The sequence below is a fragment of the Terriglobales bacterium genome (assembly GCA_035487355.1).
Classification (GTDB): Bacteria; Acidobacteriota; Terriglobia; order Terriglobales; family Acidobacteriaceae; genus QIAW01.
Genome location: DATHMF010000003.1, coordinates 1 through 14,623 on the forward strand (window position 1 = coordinate 1; position 14,623 = coordinate 14,623).

Annotated in this window: 12 protein-coding genes; 5 read left to right on the forward strand and 7 right to left on the reverse strand. The window is 54.7% G+C overall.

Annotated elements, in window-relative coordinates:
* The first annotated feature begins 37 nt into the window (after positions 1–37).
* The 3 genes from VK738_00220 to VK738_00230 all read left to right on the forward strand — a co-directional run bounded on the left by VK738_00220 (position 38) and on the right by VK738_00230 (position 2,782).
* Positions 38–949, forward strand: coding sequence for a BadF/BadG/BcrA/BcrD ATPase family protein (locus VK738_00220; protein ID HTD21057.1), 912 nt, complete (start codon positions 38–40; stop codon positions 947–949).
* A gap of 189 nt (positions 950–1,138) precedes the next feature.
* A complete protein-coding gene (locus VK738_00225) occupies positions 1,139–1,900 on the forward strand; it encodes a hypothetical protein (protein HTD21058.1) in 762 nt (253 codons plus the stop codon).
* A 21-nt stretch (positions 1,901–1,921) separates the two neighbouring features.
* Positions 1,922–2,782, forward strand: coding sequence for a hypothetical protein (locus VK738_00230; protein ID HTD21059.1), 861 nt, complete (start codon positions 1,922–1,924; stop codon positions 2,780–2,782).
* 17 nt (positions 2,783–2,799) lie between these two features.
* Here VK738_00230 and VK738_00235 read toward each other — a convergent pair whose 3' ends face one another.
* Positions 2,800–3,384, reverse strand: coding sequence for a GNAT family N-acetyltransferase (locus VK738_00235; protein HTD21060.1), 585 nt, complete (start codon positions 3,382–3,384; stop codon positions 2,800–2,802).
* A 381-nt stretch (positions 3,385–3,765) separates the two neighbouring features.
* Positions 3,766–5,625 carry an excinuclease ABC subunit UvrC gene (gene uvrC / locus VK738_00240; protein HTD21061.1) on the reverse strand — a complete coding sequence of 620 codons (1,860 nt, stop codon included), beginning with the start codon at positions 5,623–5,625 and terminating at the stop codon, positions 3,766–3,768.
* A 230-nt stretch (positions 5,626–5,855) separates the two neighbouring features.
* On the opposite strand from uvrC, the gene VK738_00245 reads away from it, so the two are divergent.
* A complete protein-coding gene (locus tag VK738_00245) occupies positions 5,856–6,605 on the forward strand; it encodes an OmpA family protein (GenBank protein ID HTD21062.1) in 750 nt (249 codons plus the stop codon).
* A 300-nt stretch (positions 6,606–6,905) separates the two neighbouring features.
* Here VK738_00245 and VK738_00250 read toward each other — a convergent pair whose 3' ends face one another.
* The 5 genes from VK738_00250 to metG form a co-directional block, all read right to left on the reverse strand.
* Positions 6,906–7,895, reverse strand: coding sequence for a polyprenyl synthetase family protein (locus VK738_00250; protein HTD21063.1), 990 nt, complete (start codon positions 7,893–7,895; stop codon positions 6,906–6,908).
* Positions 7,896–7,907: 12 nt separating this feature from the next.
* Positions 7,908–8,405, reverse strand: coding sequence for a YajQ family cyclic di-GMP-binding protein (locus VK738_00255; GenBank protein ID HTD21064.1), 498 nt, complete (start codon positions 8,403–8,405; stop codon positions 7,908–7,910).
* A 65-nt stretch (positions 8,406–8,470) separates the two neighbouring features.
* The gene (locus VK738_00260) at positions 8,471–8,887 is read right to left on the reverse strand and encodes a hypothetical protein (GenBank protein ID HTD21065.1); all 417 of its coding nucleotides are present in this window, start codon (positions 8,885–8,887) and stop codon (positions 8,471–8,473) included.
* A gap of 357 nt (positions 8,888–9,244) precedes the next feature.
* On the reverse strand, positions 9,245–10,036 hold the full coding sequence (locus tag VK738_00265) for a TatD family hydrolase (protein HTD21066.1): 792 nt from the start codon (positions 10,034–10,036) through the stop codon (positions 9,245–9,247).
* Between the two features lie 144 nt (positions 10,037–10,180).
* Positions 10,181–12,244: a methionine--tRNA ligase gene (gene metG, locus VK738_00270; protein ID HTD21067.1), complete on the reverse strand. Its 2,064-nt coding sequence runs from the start codon at positions 12,242–12,244 to the stop codon at positions 10,181–10,183.
* A gap of 424 nt (positions 12,245–12,668) precedes the next feature.
* Here metG and VK738_00275 point away from each other — a divergent pair, with 424 nt between their 5' ends.
* A complete protein-coding gene (locus VK738_00275) occupies positions 12,669–14,609 on the forward strand; it encodes an arginine--tRNA ligase (GenBank protein ID HTD21068.1) in 1,941 nt (646 codons plus the stop codon).
* The last annotated feature ends 14 nt before the right edge of the window (positions 14,610–14,623 follow it).

Genomic DNA, 14,623 nt, shown 5'->3' on the forward strand with positions numbered 1-14,623 from the left:
CGAGGTATGGCAGACTAGAGTTTGATTTTCCAACCCAATGGCATTCTTTCTTGGTATTGATGCAGGCGGCAGCAAGACCCGTTGCGCGTTAGGTGACGAGGAGCGTGTTCTCGCCACCGCATTGACTTCGAGCTGCAAGATCCAACGCGTGGGAGAAGACGAGGCCCGGCGCGCCTTGCATAACGTTATCCAGGAGGTGTGCAAGATTGCGGGTGTGCCTCACGGCGGCCTCGAGCACGTGTGCATTGGCATTTCGGGAGTTTCCGACTCGGGTGTCGTGGAGCGTGTGCGCAGCATTCTTGGCGAGGTGATCTCCGCTCCGGCGGACGTCGTGGGCGACATGATCATCGCATTGGAAGCCGGCCTCGGCAGCAGCTCAGGATGTATTGTGGTTGCCGGCACAGGCTCAATTGCCGTAGGCCGTGACGAGCACGGCCACTTTGCTCGTGCAGGGGGCTGGGGGCCAACGGTCTCTGACGAAGGTTCAGGATATTGGATTGGACGCGCTGCCGTCGGCGCCGTCTTGCGTGCGCACGACTCGGGCAAGAGCCCCGCACTGGCGCGCGCCATTACGCAAGTGTGGGGATTGAGTACCTATGAAGATTTCGTGCGCGCCGCCAGTGCTGTGCCTCCGCCAGATTTTGCCCAGCTCTTTCCCACGGTGTTGGAAGAGGCCGGGCAGGGCGATCCTATGGCCGGCGAAATTCTCAAACGAGCGGGAGTTGAGCTTGCCGAACTGGCGTTGACCGTGATTCGCGGGCTTTGGCCGGGGCAGCACCAGGTGCGAGTTGTGGTCTCAGGAGGAGTTTTTGAAAATTCACAGGTCACCCGAGAGGTTTTCGCAAACACAGTGCGCAATGCTTTTCTTCAGGCCGCTGTTAGTTTGGGGAACCTGGAACCGGTGATGGGAGCCTTGTCGCTGGCGCGCAAGGCGGGAAAAAGCAAATAAGAATCAATCGCACCGTGGAGACGCGAGAAAAAAGCGAACCACAAAGGGCACAAAGAAAAAACCGAAGGACACGAAGGAAAACAAAAAAGAATTTTTGAGAGAGAAATAATGACCGATCGTAATACTAGTAATCCTAGATTGAGTTAGGTACGACGGACAGAATTGTCATAAACTTTTTGTAACTCCAGCATGGCTGGTCGTTCGCCAAACTCGCAAATCCCGATCGTACAATCGGTTGACCTCGCTACATTGGTTCACGAGCAATCTCCTGACGTGCTCCGCACGGCCGCTGGCGACAAGCGCCTGACTGAAGACCTGGCCCTGACGCTGCTGCAACGGCGTGACTTGCCCGCTGCCGCCATTGAAGTCATGGCCAAAAATGGTGCGGTGATGAAGCACCGCAGAGTGATCAATGCGATTGTTGTGCATCCGCATGCGCCGCGTCACGTTTCGCTGCCCATTATCCGCCGGCTTTTTGCCTTTGAACTGATGAACATTGCTCTTACGCCCGCAGTTTTTGCCGATATCAAGAAATTTGCCGAGGATGTTCTGATCTCCCGTTTGGAGAACACCACTCCAGGCGAGCGCATGAGTTTGGCCAAGCGCAGCTCGCAAGCCATTGCGGCTGCCTTATTGCTTGATCCTGAGAAGCGGGTGATGGAAGCTGCATTGTTCAATCCACGGATGACGGAAGCTGCCATCGTGAAGGCCCTGATGAAAGACGACGCCCCGCAACACCTGATTGACACGGTTTGCCACGATCCTAAGTGGAGCCTGCGCCGCGAGATACGCGTCGCCCTGTTGCGCAACGAAAAGACACCACTGGCGCCCGCGCTGGCGTTTGCAGACACCATGTCTTCGGTTGCGCTGCGGCAGGTGCTGAACAACTCGCGCTTGCGGGCCAATGTGAAGAGTTATTTGAATAAGATGCTGGAAGAGAGAAAGAAATAGTTGAGATTCTCTTGAGGAAAAATGAAGACCCTTTCGCTCGTGCTTAGTCTTACTTTGATGGCAGTTCTCCCCGCTCCTGAGGCTTTCTCGCAAAAGTCTGATCGAGAAGCATTACCGAATGCTGTGTTTGCTTTTGCGAATGACGGCGGCACTGAATTATTGGCTGACCTCTCAGAGGAGCCTTCCGAGAAAATCGCAGTGATCAAAACCTTCAACAAAGCCATCTGCGCTGATAACAAAATTCTCGACATCACATTCGTTAAACATCAGCCCCGTAGTGAAAAGGACAACGGGCGCCAGGCCAGCAGGAATTTCAAAAATCTTGCCGGAGACGTGTTTCACGTTGTCCATGGAAAGTTGAACGCTGATGACAATTGTCTGCTCGTGAGCCGGAATTATTTGCAGAGTAAGCGCCTTGTTCCGGTGAAAACCGGAGGGCTGACGCCTGAGGGATTTTCAGCAAGGCCGGCAAAATGTGATGGCAAGACGAAGAGTGGTCTTCCACACCAACAGAACCGCGCTCCTGCAGGTTGCTGGCAGCTTGCACAGATAGGTGACAATGACCGCCTGCTGGCGGTTACTTACGAACCACGCAAGAAGAATTTGTTGGCTGCCCTGGTTTTGCGGATTGGAGACAAATACATGGTCCACGAAATGCCGGCCACGGCAAATTCGGTTTCTGCGTGGCGAGAGGGCGATGGGGGAGAGTTCGATCCAGCGGTGTTCGCTCCGCTCTTTGCTCTGCAAAATAAAAAAGACGGCTCGTGGGAGATCGGTATTGTGTGGAGTGGCGAGGAGGGCGGCAATCTTTCGGTTTATCGCAGCCAGGGTTCGACCCTCGAAGAAGTTGTGAAGGGATACCGCTACTGGATGGCGGAGTAGGAAATGTCTGAGGCTTTTTACAAGTACGTCAAAAGGTCTTTCTCGTCGTCTTCCGCGCGGCGCTGCACGGACTCGCGTTTCCTCCGAAAAGTCTCAAACCACTCCGCCCGCGAAATTGAGTAGATCAGATGATTGAAGCCGTGCCAGAAAACGAGCCTACCCATCGTCATGTTATTGCGTTCGGCCACTCGCCTTGAGGGCCGATTCTCGGGCCGAATCATACAGATCACCTGCCTGGCACGCAGCTTGTAGAAGCCGTGGCGAATGCAGGCGCGGGCAGCTTCGGTGGCGTATCCGTTGTGCCAATGGTCCCGGCGTAAGTGGTAGCCGACCTCGATCTCCTTGCGGTCTTCGACATCCTGAAGCGCAAGGCCGCAGTCGCCGATAACTTCGCCCGTACTTTTAAGGATCACAGCCCACAGGCCGTGTCCGGTTTCGGCATAGCGCGTGATCTGCTTATCAATGAAACTCTCAACTTCGTCGCGAGAGAACGGGTGGGGATAATAAATCATGGCCTCGGGATCGCCGAGAACAGGCAGTAAACCGTCGGTATCTTTCAGGGTGAGTTGACGGAGGACTAGGCGCTGGGTTTCGAGAACCATGCCGGACGGTGACCCCTGGTTCAAGAATAGCTCGGATTTTTCGTTAGGGTGAACAGCAGGCTCATTTAATCGCAACAATATCAAGCCGCTGCTCCCGCTACCATGCTCACGCGGCAGAAACGGCAGGCCTATTGGCCAATCACATTCCAATGCTGCAGCGATCAGGTCCAACCAATCCATAAGGAAATTGTACTCTTGGTTAGGTCTCGCTCAAGTTACTCAGTAAAACGTTGGTATTTTGCGGGACAGCAGAAAAGCTTGCTGAATGGGCGTCTTTGGACGCTTCGCTGCAATGCGCGTCGGCCTACGGTAGTGAGGAAATGTTATTTTTATGCGACTTATGGCCCGACTGAAGTCGGGCCCTGATACACGTCTTCACGCCTATCCCACCGCTTCTTTTTTGAAGTAACTCAAAATCGCCTCGGCCTGCGGCTTGGTCACTACTGCTGAGAGAGCGGCTGAGTCGGCCTGTTGTACGGCGCGGATGCTGCCGAAGTGTTCGACCAGGCGCTGGCGGGTGCGGGCTCCGATGCCGGGGATTTGCAGCAGCTCAGAGTCGCGGTCGCGCATCTGGCGGCGCTTGCGATGAAAGGTAACGGCAAAGCGATGGGCTTCATCGCGGACTGTCTGAATCAGATGCAGAACCGGCGAGTGATGGTCGAGCGCCAGAGGATCGTTTTCCTGGCCATGAATGTAGATGATTTCTTCGCGCTTGGCAATTGCCGCCAGAGGCTGGCTGGTGATTTGCAATTCGGTGAGGGCATCGGCTGCGGCATGGAGCTGTCCCAGGCCGCCGTCAATGAGGATGAGGCTGGGCATATCCTGTTTTTCTGATTGGATACGTTTGTAGCGCCGGGTGACGACTTCGCGCATGGAGGCGAAGTCATCCACGCCTTCCACGGTGCGGATGATGAACTTGCGGTAATCGGACTTCTTCATCTTGCCATCTTCCCAAACCACCATGGAAGCGACGGTTTCCGCGCCTTGAATATGCGAAATATCGAAGCATTCAATGCGCTTGGGCAGGGCCGGCAGGTCGAGTGCATCTTGTAAAGCTTGTTGAATCTGCTTTGCTGCGGGCTTCAGCACGCGGAAGCGCTGATCGAAAGATTGTTTGGCGTTCCGGCCCACCAGATCAACCAGCGAGCGTTTATCGCCACGCTGGGGAACAATGATTTCCACTTTGCCTTCGCGGCGCTCGGAAAGGACCTCCTGCAATAAATCGCGATCGGCGAAATCTACCGGGATATAAATGTTTCGGGGCACATATTGCTGGTCAACGTAAATCTGGGGCAGAAGGCTGCTGAAGAATGCGCCGGCATCAAAGCCGGGACTCTTGCCACCTGCCGGTGGTTCGTCTTCGAAGGCAGGAGAGATTTGCGGCAGGTCTTCCCAGAAGAAATCGCGGCGGTCAAGCACCTTGCCTCCACGCATGTGGAACAAATTGACTGCGAGCATTTCATTTTCGTAGTGATAACCGAAGACGTCGGCGTCATCACCCTCGACATTGGCCATGCGCTGTTTTTCGTGCAACTGCTCCACCGTGGAGATCAGGTCGCGGTACTTGCCGGCCAGCTCATACTGTTGCTGCTCAGCGGCGAATTCCATGCGAGAGCGCAGCGATTTGGAGAGATCTCCATGCTTGCCCTCAAGAAACAGCTTCACGTCCTGCACCGCTTCCGCGTAAATCTGAGGCGTAGTCAGCTCTTTTACGCACGGTCCAAGGCAGCGCTTGATGTAGTACTGCAGGCACGGACGCAGGTGGTAACGTGTCAGATCTATCTTGCACGAGGGAACGAGAAAATTGCGGTGGATCAGATCTACGATCCGGTAGGCCAGATTTGCAGGGAAGTAAGGACCGTAGTAGAGGCTGCCATCTTTGCGTAGACGGCGGGTCACGTAAACCCGGGGGAAACGCTCCGCGGCGGTGAGCTTTACATATGGATAAGTCTTATCATCGCGCAGCAAAATGTTATAGCGCGGCTTCTTCTGCTTGATGAGGTTGTTTTCGAGCGCCAGTGCCTCTTTTTCATTGTCAACGACTATGTATTCAACGTCTACGGCATCGCGCAGCAGGGAATCGGTCTTGGGTTGGGCGTCGGCACCCTCGCCAAAATACGAGCGTACGCGCGAGCGCAGGTTCTTGGCTTTGCCGACGTAGATCACCTCGCCATCGGCGTTTTTATACAGGTAAACGCCCGGAGAGGTGGGTAAAGTCCGGATTTTCTCCTGAAGATCCATGGGGAAGGGCCGTCTATTTCGATGTTACAAGAGTTCGCAGGCTTCGTAAAAATTCTACGCTCAACAGCTTAGAGGGCGAATTCTTGCTTGCCTGAGATTGAGTTAACCATCTTATTTTCAATAGGATAATAGAAGCATATACGGTTATGGAAATGGCCCTTCTCGTGCTCATCATACTCTGAGATGTTGAGGACGAATTACCGTCCCCAGGTAAGGTTAAGGAGCCCAGTATGAATCGCACTTTCGTCGCTACATTTGCCGCCTTGATCATGATGTTTTCGGCGGGCTGCGCCACCAAGAATTACGTCTCAAAAGAGACTACCCCTCTCATCAACAAATCCAACGAGCTTGATGAGATCACGGCCCGGAACACGCGCGACATTCGCGATGTAGATACCCGGGCACAAAAAGGGATTTCGGATGTAAACGCCAAGTCCGATGCTGCCAACCAGAAGGCCCTGAGCGCAGGCTCATTGGCCGATCAGGCCCAGCAGACGGCCACCCAGGCAGTCACCGGCGTGAATGCGCTGACCAATACAGTCGCTAATCTCGATAACTATCATCCGGTAACAGAAGCGACCGTTCACTTTGGTTTCAATAAAGCCGATTTGACCAAGAAGGCGAAGGAAGCGCTGGATGAGTTGGCCAACGAAGTTCCTAACACACCGCATTTCATTCTGGAAGTCAGCGGGAACACGGATTCGGTTGGCGGCGCCGACTACAACTATGAACTCAGCCAGCGTCGTGCCTTTGCCGTGATCCAGTATATGGCGCAGGAGCACAATATCCCGGCGCACAAGTTCTACATTGTTGGATTAGGCAAAGATAAACCGGCTGCTCCTAACAGCTCAGCTTCAGGACGGCAGGAAAACCGGCGCGTGGATGTCCGGCTGATGACGAACACAACCGATACGCCCGCTGCAGCGCAAAACAGCACTCCTGCTCCTGAGCAAACGACAGAAGCTACGCAGCCGAAATAAATATTTTGTTGAGTGTCCTCTTTGTCCCCCTTGGAGGACCTTGTTCAGCCGCCTCGACGGAAACCGAGGCGGCTTTTTTGTTAGCAATCAGGAGTCAGCGGTCAGCACTCAGTTAAACAGATATGAACCGCGGAGACGCAGAGGCGCGGAGGAGCTGAGGTAATGGTAAGTGAGAAGTTCGAAGTAAGAAGTATGAGGTTCTTACTTCCAATTTTCCACTTCCTACAATGGTCCAATGAATCAATTTCCTCTGCGTCTCCGCGCCTCCGCGGTTAAATTTCTTTGGCTGAGTACTGACAGCTACTTTTCGCGTTCCACGACAAAATCCGGGGCCCAGAGCAGGGCGCGCTTGATTTCCGAATCGGGAAAACTGCAGATGGATTTGCGGGCGGCTTCGGAATATTCCTGGGCGCGGGCCATGGCGACCTCGACCGAGCCATAGCGCTGCAGCATGGCAAGAATCTGCTCGTGGCGCACAGTGATGAAAGCCCGCTCACGCAATACGGTTTCCACGAGTTTGCGCTCTTCCGGGGTGCAGCGCTCCAGGGCATGCACTACTGCCATGGTTACTTTACCTTCGCGCAAATCGCTGGCCACGGGCTTGCCCAGGACTTCCTCAGAGGCGGTCAGGTCCAGTACATCATCCACAATCTGGAAGGCCATGCCGAGGCTGCGTCCGTATTCGCCGACGCGGCGTTCCTCATCTTCTGTGGCGCCTGCCAGGATCGCGCCCATGCGCATGCAAACTGCGAACAGGCACGCCGTCTTGCGATAGATCAGGTCGAAGTGCTCTTCCTGGGTGATGCATTTTCCCAGCTTCTCAATCTGGAGCAGCTCGCCTTCCACCATCTGCTGGGTCAAGTCAATCAGCACATCGAGGATGCGGAAGTTGCGCTCCTGTACTGCGATCTTAAAGGCCTGCATGTAGAGCCAGTCGCCGGCGAGCACGCACTTGGAGTTCCCCCATTGCGTGTTTGCCGCTGGACGTCCGCGCCGCGTCTGGGCTTCATCAATGATGTCGTCGTGGACCAACGTGGCGGTGTGGATGATCTCCACCACCGCGCCCAGGCGAACGGCGCCGCGCCCGTTGTATCCGAAGAGCTTGGCAGCAAGCAGCAGCAGAGCCGGACGGATTCGCTTGCCTCCGCCTTCGCGCAGGTACTCGCCGATCTCGGTGATGGCGCCGACGTTCGAGACCGTGTCGCGTCCGAACTCGCGCTCAATGGCGGAAAGGTCTTCCCGCAACAGGTCAAAAAATTCCTTCTGCGAAATGGTTGCGGGAGTGCTCAAATTTTTGTCGCCTCAGTTTGACCTGTAATTGGTGAACTGCATATCAATGCCAAAATCAGCGCCGCGCAGCAGGGCCATGACCTCTTGCAGCGTGTCGCGGTCTTTGCCGCTCACCCGGACCGTGTCTCCCTGGATGGAGGCCTGTACTTTCTTCTTTGAGTCTTTAATGGTTTTGACGATCTCTCGCGCCTTTTCCACCGGAATGCCCTGCTGCATGGTGATCTTCTGCCGCACCGTGGCTCCCGCGGCCGGCTCCACGGCTCCATAACTCAGCGCCTTGATGGGCACGCCGCGCTTCACCAGCTTGGTTTGCAGGATGTCGTTCACAGCCTTGAGTTTGTAGTCATCCACCGAGCTGAGAATGATGGCGTCTTTGCCCTCCAGCACGATATCGGACTTGGAGTCCTTCAGGTCAAAACGCGTATGGATCTCCTTCATCGCGTTCTGGATCGCGTTCGAGACCTCTTGCAGGTCAACCTTGCTGACAATGTCAAATGAATTTTCGGCCATAGAACATTCAATTCTAAATCACAGGCAGGAAAAACAGCGAAATCTTGGGAAATACGGAGAAGTGTTCAAATTTTGACGTGCGGATAGGTTTTGGGCAATTGTGGGCGCGGCTTCGGATCTTCGCCTGCCATGGCGTTGACCGCGATTTTTAACCCTATAGCAATCCAGAGCAGCGATCCGACGATCCAGGTCAGATCAATGATCCAGCCAAAATCTTGAAACGAGAGAATTGCCTTGATCGCCCCTGCAACAGCGGGTATGAGTAGAAATCCCAACAGCATAAACAAGCCAAAAAGAGCCGCAAAAATCCGGTGGCTTTTGAAGGCATGAACGTTCCTGCTGGCAAGGTTGCGGTAAAAAGCCCCCTCATTTCTCACCGTATCAGGGAAAACAATGTTCCGCTGGCACAGGCGAAGCTCCCACACCAGGTTGTTATGCCTGGCGCGGCGAAACTCATCGGAAAGAGCTTGCTGTCTGGACATGAATTAGATAATTCTTTGATACCACGGAAATGGTCGTTTTCAAAAAAAGATTTTAACTACTGTCATCCCGAGCGCAGCCGCGCTTCGCGGCGGAGTCGAGGGACCCCGAGAATATTTCTGCCGTCCATGCCGCATCAAGGCATTCTCTGAATGCTTCGTTTGTATCCTGTCGTCCTGAGCGCTGTTTGGGTGAGCGAAAAGTGAGCGCCGGGCTGCGATCGCTTTTCGCGAGGGCGCAGCAGCCATGTTTTGGCTGCGTAGCCTTTAGATTAATGGCGCGAAGGATCTTACGTTTTCTTGTCTGGACGATGCTGTTTACGTACGGACCTCATAAGAAGAAAACTGACACCGTTGAAATCACAGCTTAAAAAATTTCCGAAAATTCTTCGCCGTAACCTCTCCGATTTCCGCCGCCGCCAATCCCCGCAATTCCCCAATCTGCTGCGCCACTTCTTTTACAAATGCCGGTTCGTTGCGTTTGCCCCGGTGGGGAATGGGCGCAAGAAAAGGCGAATCCGTTTCAATGAACATGCGATCAAGCGGGACCTGTTTGGCGGCCTCGCGGATGTTCTGTGCCTTCGCAAAAGTTACGTTGCCGGCAAAGGAGATCATGAATCCAATTTCGAGCGCGGTCTGCATGTGAGCAAGTGAACCGGTGAAGCAGTGCAAGATGCCGCCCAGTCCGCTGCTGGTCCAGTGCTCGCGGAGCAGTCGCAGGCAGTCATCCCAGGCGTTCTCACTGTTGTCTGAAGGACGGCAGTGAATGATGATGGGCAGCTTGGCGGCGCGGGCCAACTCCATCTGCTTTATGAAAACCGTCTCCTGCACCTCGCGCGGAGAGTGGTCATAGTAATAGTCCAGCCCAATTTCGCCCCAGGCAATGACTTTGGGGTTCTTCGCAAGCTGCGCCAGCTCTGCGAAATCATTGTCAGTGGCAAGCTTGGCTTCATGCGGATGAATGCCGATGCTGGCATAAAGAAAATCATGTTGTTCGGCTAATTTAATGGCGCAATCGAGCGAACCTGGCCCGGTGCCACTGCCGATGGCAAGAATTGTTTCCACGCCGGCAGTCTGCGCCCGCACCAGCATGGCCTCGCGGTCAGCATCGAATTGCGGCATCTCGAGGTGGGCATGGCTGTCTATGAACATAAGAAATCAATTTACCGCGGAGGCGCGGAGACGCGGAGGTAATAAAGATTCAAGATTTAGTTTCAACAGGAATGAAGACTGAAACCAGCGAATCCTTTTAGAAATTGGTTTATTACAGATTTCTCCGCGCCTCCGCGGTAAAAACTATTTCAGCCGGGCCCCAATGGGTACATCTTCCAGAAAGCCCGCCAGCACGGGCTTGCCTTGTTCTCCGATAGAAGCCGCCACGAGCATGCCGTTGGATTCGATACCGCGCAATTTGCGCGGGGCTAGATTGGCGACGATTACGACTTTGCGTCCGATCAGGGTTTCAGGAGCGTAGGCTTCAGCGATGCCGGCTACGATCTGGCGGATTTCTGTGCCTATATCAACTTCAAGACGCAGCAGCTTGTCGGCGCCTTTGACTTTTTCGGCGGTCTTTACCTGGCCCACGCGTAGCTCGATCTTGGCGAAGTCTTCAATGCCAATCTTATTGTTACCAGTCACGGGTGTCGCTGGTGGTACAGGCGCTGTTGCTGCCGGTGTCTTCGCTGCCTGCGCTGCCGCACCGGCAGGTTCTGCTGCCGGAAGTTTGTCTTCGGAATGGGATTGGGATGAACCGGCGTTATTTTGCTCTTCCATGTTCTTCATCCTTTCGATGGCAGATTTGTCGGCACGGGGGAATACTGGCTCTATCGTTCCCAATTTGGTGCCTAGTTGGAGTTGCCCCCACTTGAGATCGTCGAGCTTCAGCTTGCTGATCTCTCCTAACCCGAGCTGTGACCATATCCGTGCTGTCGCCTGCGGCATGATAGGATGCGCCAGCGCCGTGACAATACGCAGCGCCTCCGCCGCCGTGTAGAGGATCGTTGCCAGCCGGGCACGGCTGGCCTCGCCTTCTTTTTCCGCTACCGTCCAGGGCTCAGCTTCCACCAGGTATTTGTTGACCGCGCTGATCAGGTTCCAGGCAGCTTCGATCGCCCGCGAGAATTGGTAGTCGTCAAAAAGCGTGTTGAAGTCAGCGATGGTTTTGGTGGCCAGTGTGGCGATGGAATCCTCCGCGGGTGTGCGGCCCTCGGTAGGCGAAGGATAGGGGACCTCGCCGCGAAAATACCTGCCAATCATGGTCAAGGTGCGGCTGGAGAGATTTCCCAGATCGTTGGCCAGGTCGGCGTTATAACGCTGCACCAGCGCATCAAAGGAAAAAGCCCCATCCTGTCCAAAGACAATTTCCCGCAGCAGGAAATAGCGCAGCGCGTCATTTCCCAGGACATCCAGAATAGTTTCAGCGCGCACGATATTGCCGCGCGACTTCGACATTTTGTCCTGTTCAAAGAGCAGCCAGCCGTGCGCGATCAGCGATTTCGGCAGCGGCAGCTCGGCAGCCATCAGGAACGCCGGCCAATAGACGCAATGGAAGCGCACGATCTCTTTGCCGATCATATGTACATCAGCCGGCCAGCAATGGGCGAAATGCTTCTTGTCTGCTTCCGCGTCCGATCCAAAACCCACGGCGGTGATGTAATTGCACAACGCATCGAACCAGACGTAGATCACATGCTTGGGGTCGTCGGGCACAGGGATGCCCCACTTAATCGAAGTGCGGCTGATGGATTGGTCATGCAATCCCGAGCGAATAAAGGCCATCACCTCGTTACGGCGCGTCTCGGGGCGGATCATCGCCGGATTTTCTGTATAGAGCTTCAGCAGCGGCTCCGCGAACGCGGAAAGCTTGAAGTAATAATTTTCTTCGCTCACGGTCTCTGTCGGACGGCCGCACACCGGGCAGGGCGCACCCGGGCCGACCGAATCCACGTAGAGTTCATCGGAGACGCAGTATTGGCCGGTGTAGCTTCCCTTGTAGATGAAGCCGTTTTTCTTCAGCAGGCGAAACATCTCCTGCACACCGCGCTGGTGGCGCTCGTCAGTGGTGCGGATGAAGTCGTCATTGCTGATCTCCATGCGCTTCCACAAGGCTTTGTACTCGGCGGAAACCTGGTCCACCAGCTTTTTAGGGGTCAAGCCCCTGTCTGCGGCCGAGCGCTCGATCTTCTGTCCATGCTCATCGGTGCCGGTGAGGAACCATGTATCAATTCCGAGCAGGCGCTTGCGGCGCGCAATGGCGTCGCACACGATAGTGGTGTAGGCGTGGCCCAGGTGTGGGCGCGCGTTTACGTAGTAAATCGGCGTCGTAATGTAAAACTTGCTGGCGTCGGCTGCGTCTGTCATCGGTTAGTTAGCTTCCAGAATGCGAAAGCCGCCTGTGTGCATTCCCGCGCGGAAAGTATGATGCTCACGAAACACACAGCGGCAGTCTGTAAACCTTTAATCATAGGTTCGCGCGCGGCATAGCGTCAAACGGGGCGAGAAAAAGCCCACTGCGGATTTCACGGATCACGCGGATCAATTCATCACGGAAGTGCAGAAAATTGAGTCATCGGATCATTGTGTCATTTTTCCAATTCGGTGAATGTAACCCTCGAAAATGTCATTCTGAGCGAAGCGAAGAATCTGAGAAGAATGCCTGTACTGCTATGTAGGTGGCTTCATTTCATACAGCCTGGACCGGTGTGCTCGCCTCATGACGCTCCGTTAGTAAAACTGCAACCGAGAACTGAGAACCGAGAACTGCCTTTGCTATGATGGATTCACTTTGTACCAGGAACTTCAAAATCAACTTATCGAGCACGTGCGCGCCTATTTGCGGCGGCAATATCAGCTTGATGCTGAAAACATTGTAATTGCCCAGCCTCCCAGCGTGGCCCTGGGAGAGTACGCCTTGCCGCTCGCCTTCGAGCTGGCCAAACAACTGCGTAAAGCACCGCGCAAGATCGCCGAAGAAATTGTTGCCGGAATCGGCGAGGTACCAGGCATCGAAAAATTCGAGGTTGCCGGCGCGGGCTATATCAACGTTCGCATCGGGCGCGGGGCTTTTGCTCAAGGGCTTGTCGCCGAGAAATCCCGGCAAAAGGGAAGCGGGCAGAAGGTCCTGGTCGAGCACACCAGCATCAATCCCAATAAAGCCGCCCATGTCGGCCATCTGCGCAACGCCATTCTGGGAGATACTTTCGTCCGCCTCTTGCGCTCTGCCGGCACTCACGTTGACGTGCAGAACTACATTGATAACACCGGCGTGCAGGTGGCCGATGTGGTGGTGGGATTCACCCGCCTGGAAAAGAAATCGAAGACCGAGATTGAGAAGCTTACGCAGCAACCGCGCTTTGATTACCACTGTTGGGATGTCTACACGCATGTCTCGCAATGGTACGAAGAAGACAAAGCTAATTTGCTAATCCGGCTCGATACCTTGCACGCTATCGAGCAGGGTGGAAACGAGACCGCTGAGATTGCCGAGCTGATCTCAACCGCCGTGCTCAGGCGGCACCTGGAGACCATGCTGCGCCTCGACATCGAATACGACTTTCTGCCGCGCGAGAGCGAGATTCTTCACCTCCACTTTTGGGATGCAGCGTTTACTCTGCTGAAGCAAAAAGGCGTACTCGCGCTAGTGGAAGAAGGCAAGAACAAAGGCTGCTGGGTGATGAAGCGCAGTTCGAATTCAGAAGCGGCCGACGATGAAGAGAACCAGAAGGTAATTGTCCGCTCGAATGGAACTGTGACCTATGTCGGCAAAGATATCGCTTATCATCTCTGGAAGTTCGGCTTGCTGGGAAAGGACTTCGGTTACCAGCGATTTTTCAAATATCCCAATAACCACGAGGTCTGGATTTCAGCGGAGCAGGGCGAAGCCCAGCATCCACATTTCGGCGGGGTGAGTGCGATCTACAACGTGATTGATTCCCGCCAGGCCGATCCCCAAAACAACGTGATCGAGGCCATCCGCGCATTGGGATACACCCAGCAGGCGGAGCATTACCACCATTTTTCCTACGAGATGGTTGCGCTCACGCCGCGCTGCGCCGCTGATCTGGGATACCGGCTCTCTCCCGAAGATGAGCAGAAGTCTTACATTGAAGTTTCCGGACGCAAGGGCTTCGGAGTCAAAGCCGACGATTTAATCGACACGTTAATCGCCGCGAGTCAAAAAGAAGTCGAATCGCGGCATCCTGAGCTGAGCCCGGCCGAGTGCAGCGCCATTGCCTCCGCGATTGCCATTGGTGCGCTGCGTTATTTCATGCTCAAGTACACCAAGGCGTCGGTTATCGCCTTTGACGTGAAAGACGCGCTCAGCTTCGAAGGTGAGACCGGCCCTTATGTGCAGTACGCGTGTGTGCGCGCGTTGAATATCTTCCGCAAAGCCGGCATTGATCCCGAGAAAGCGCTGGTGGAAGAAGTTGACTATAGCCACTTTCTCCCTGGCGAAGAAGGCAATGAAATCTGGGAGCTGTGGCTCGCAGCTTCCAAGCTCGGCTACACGGTAGAGCAATGCATTGCTACCACCGAGCCTGCATATTTAGCTAAGTATGCCTTTCAGTTGGCGCAGCTTTTCAACAACTTCTACCACAAGCACCACATTCTGACCGAGACCAATGAGACCAGAAAGAAATTTCTCTTAGCCACGGCGGCTATAGTCCGCCGCGAACTGATTCGTGCTCTGGCCTTGATGGGCATCAGTGTTCCGACCGTGATGTAGCGATGTCTTTAACC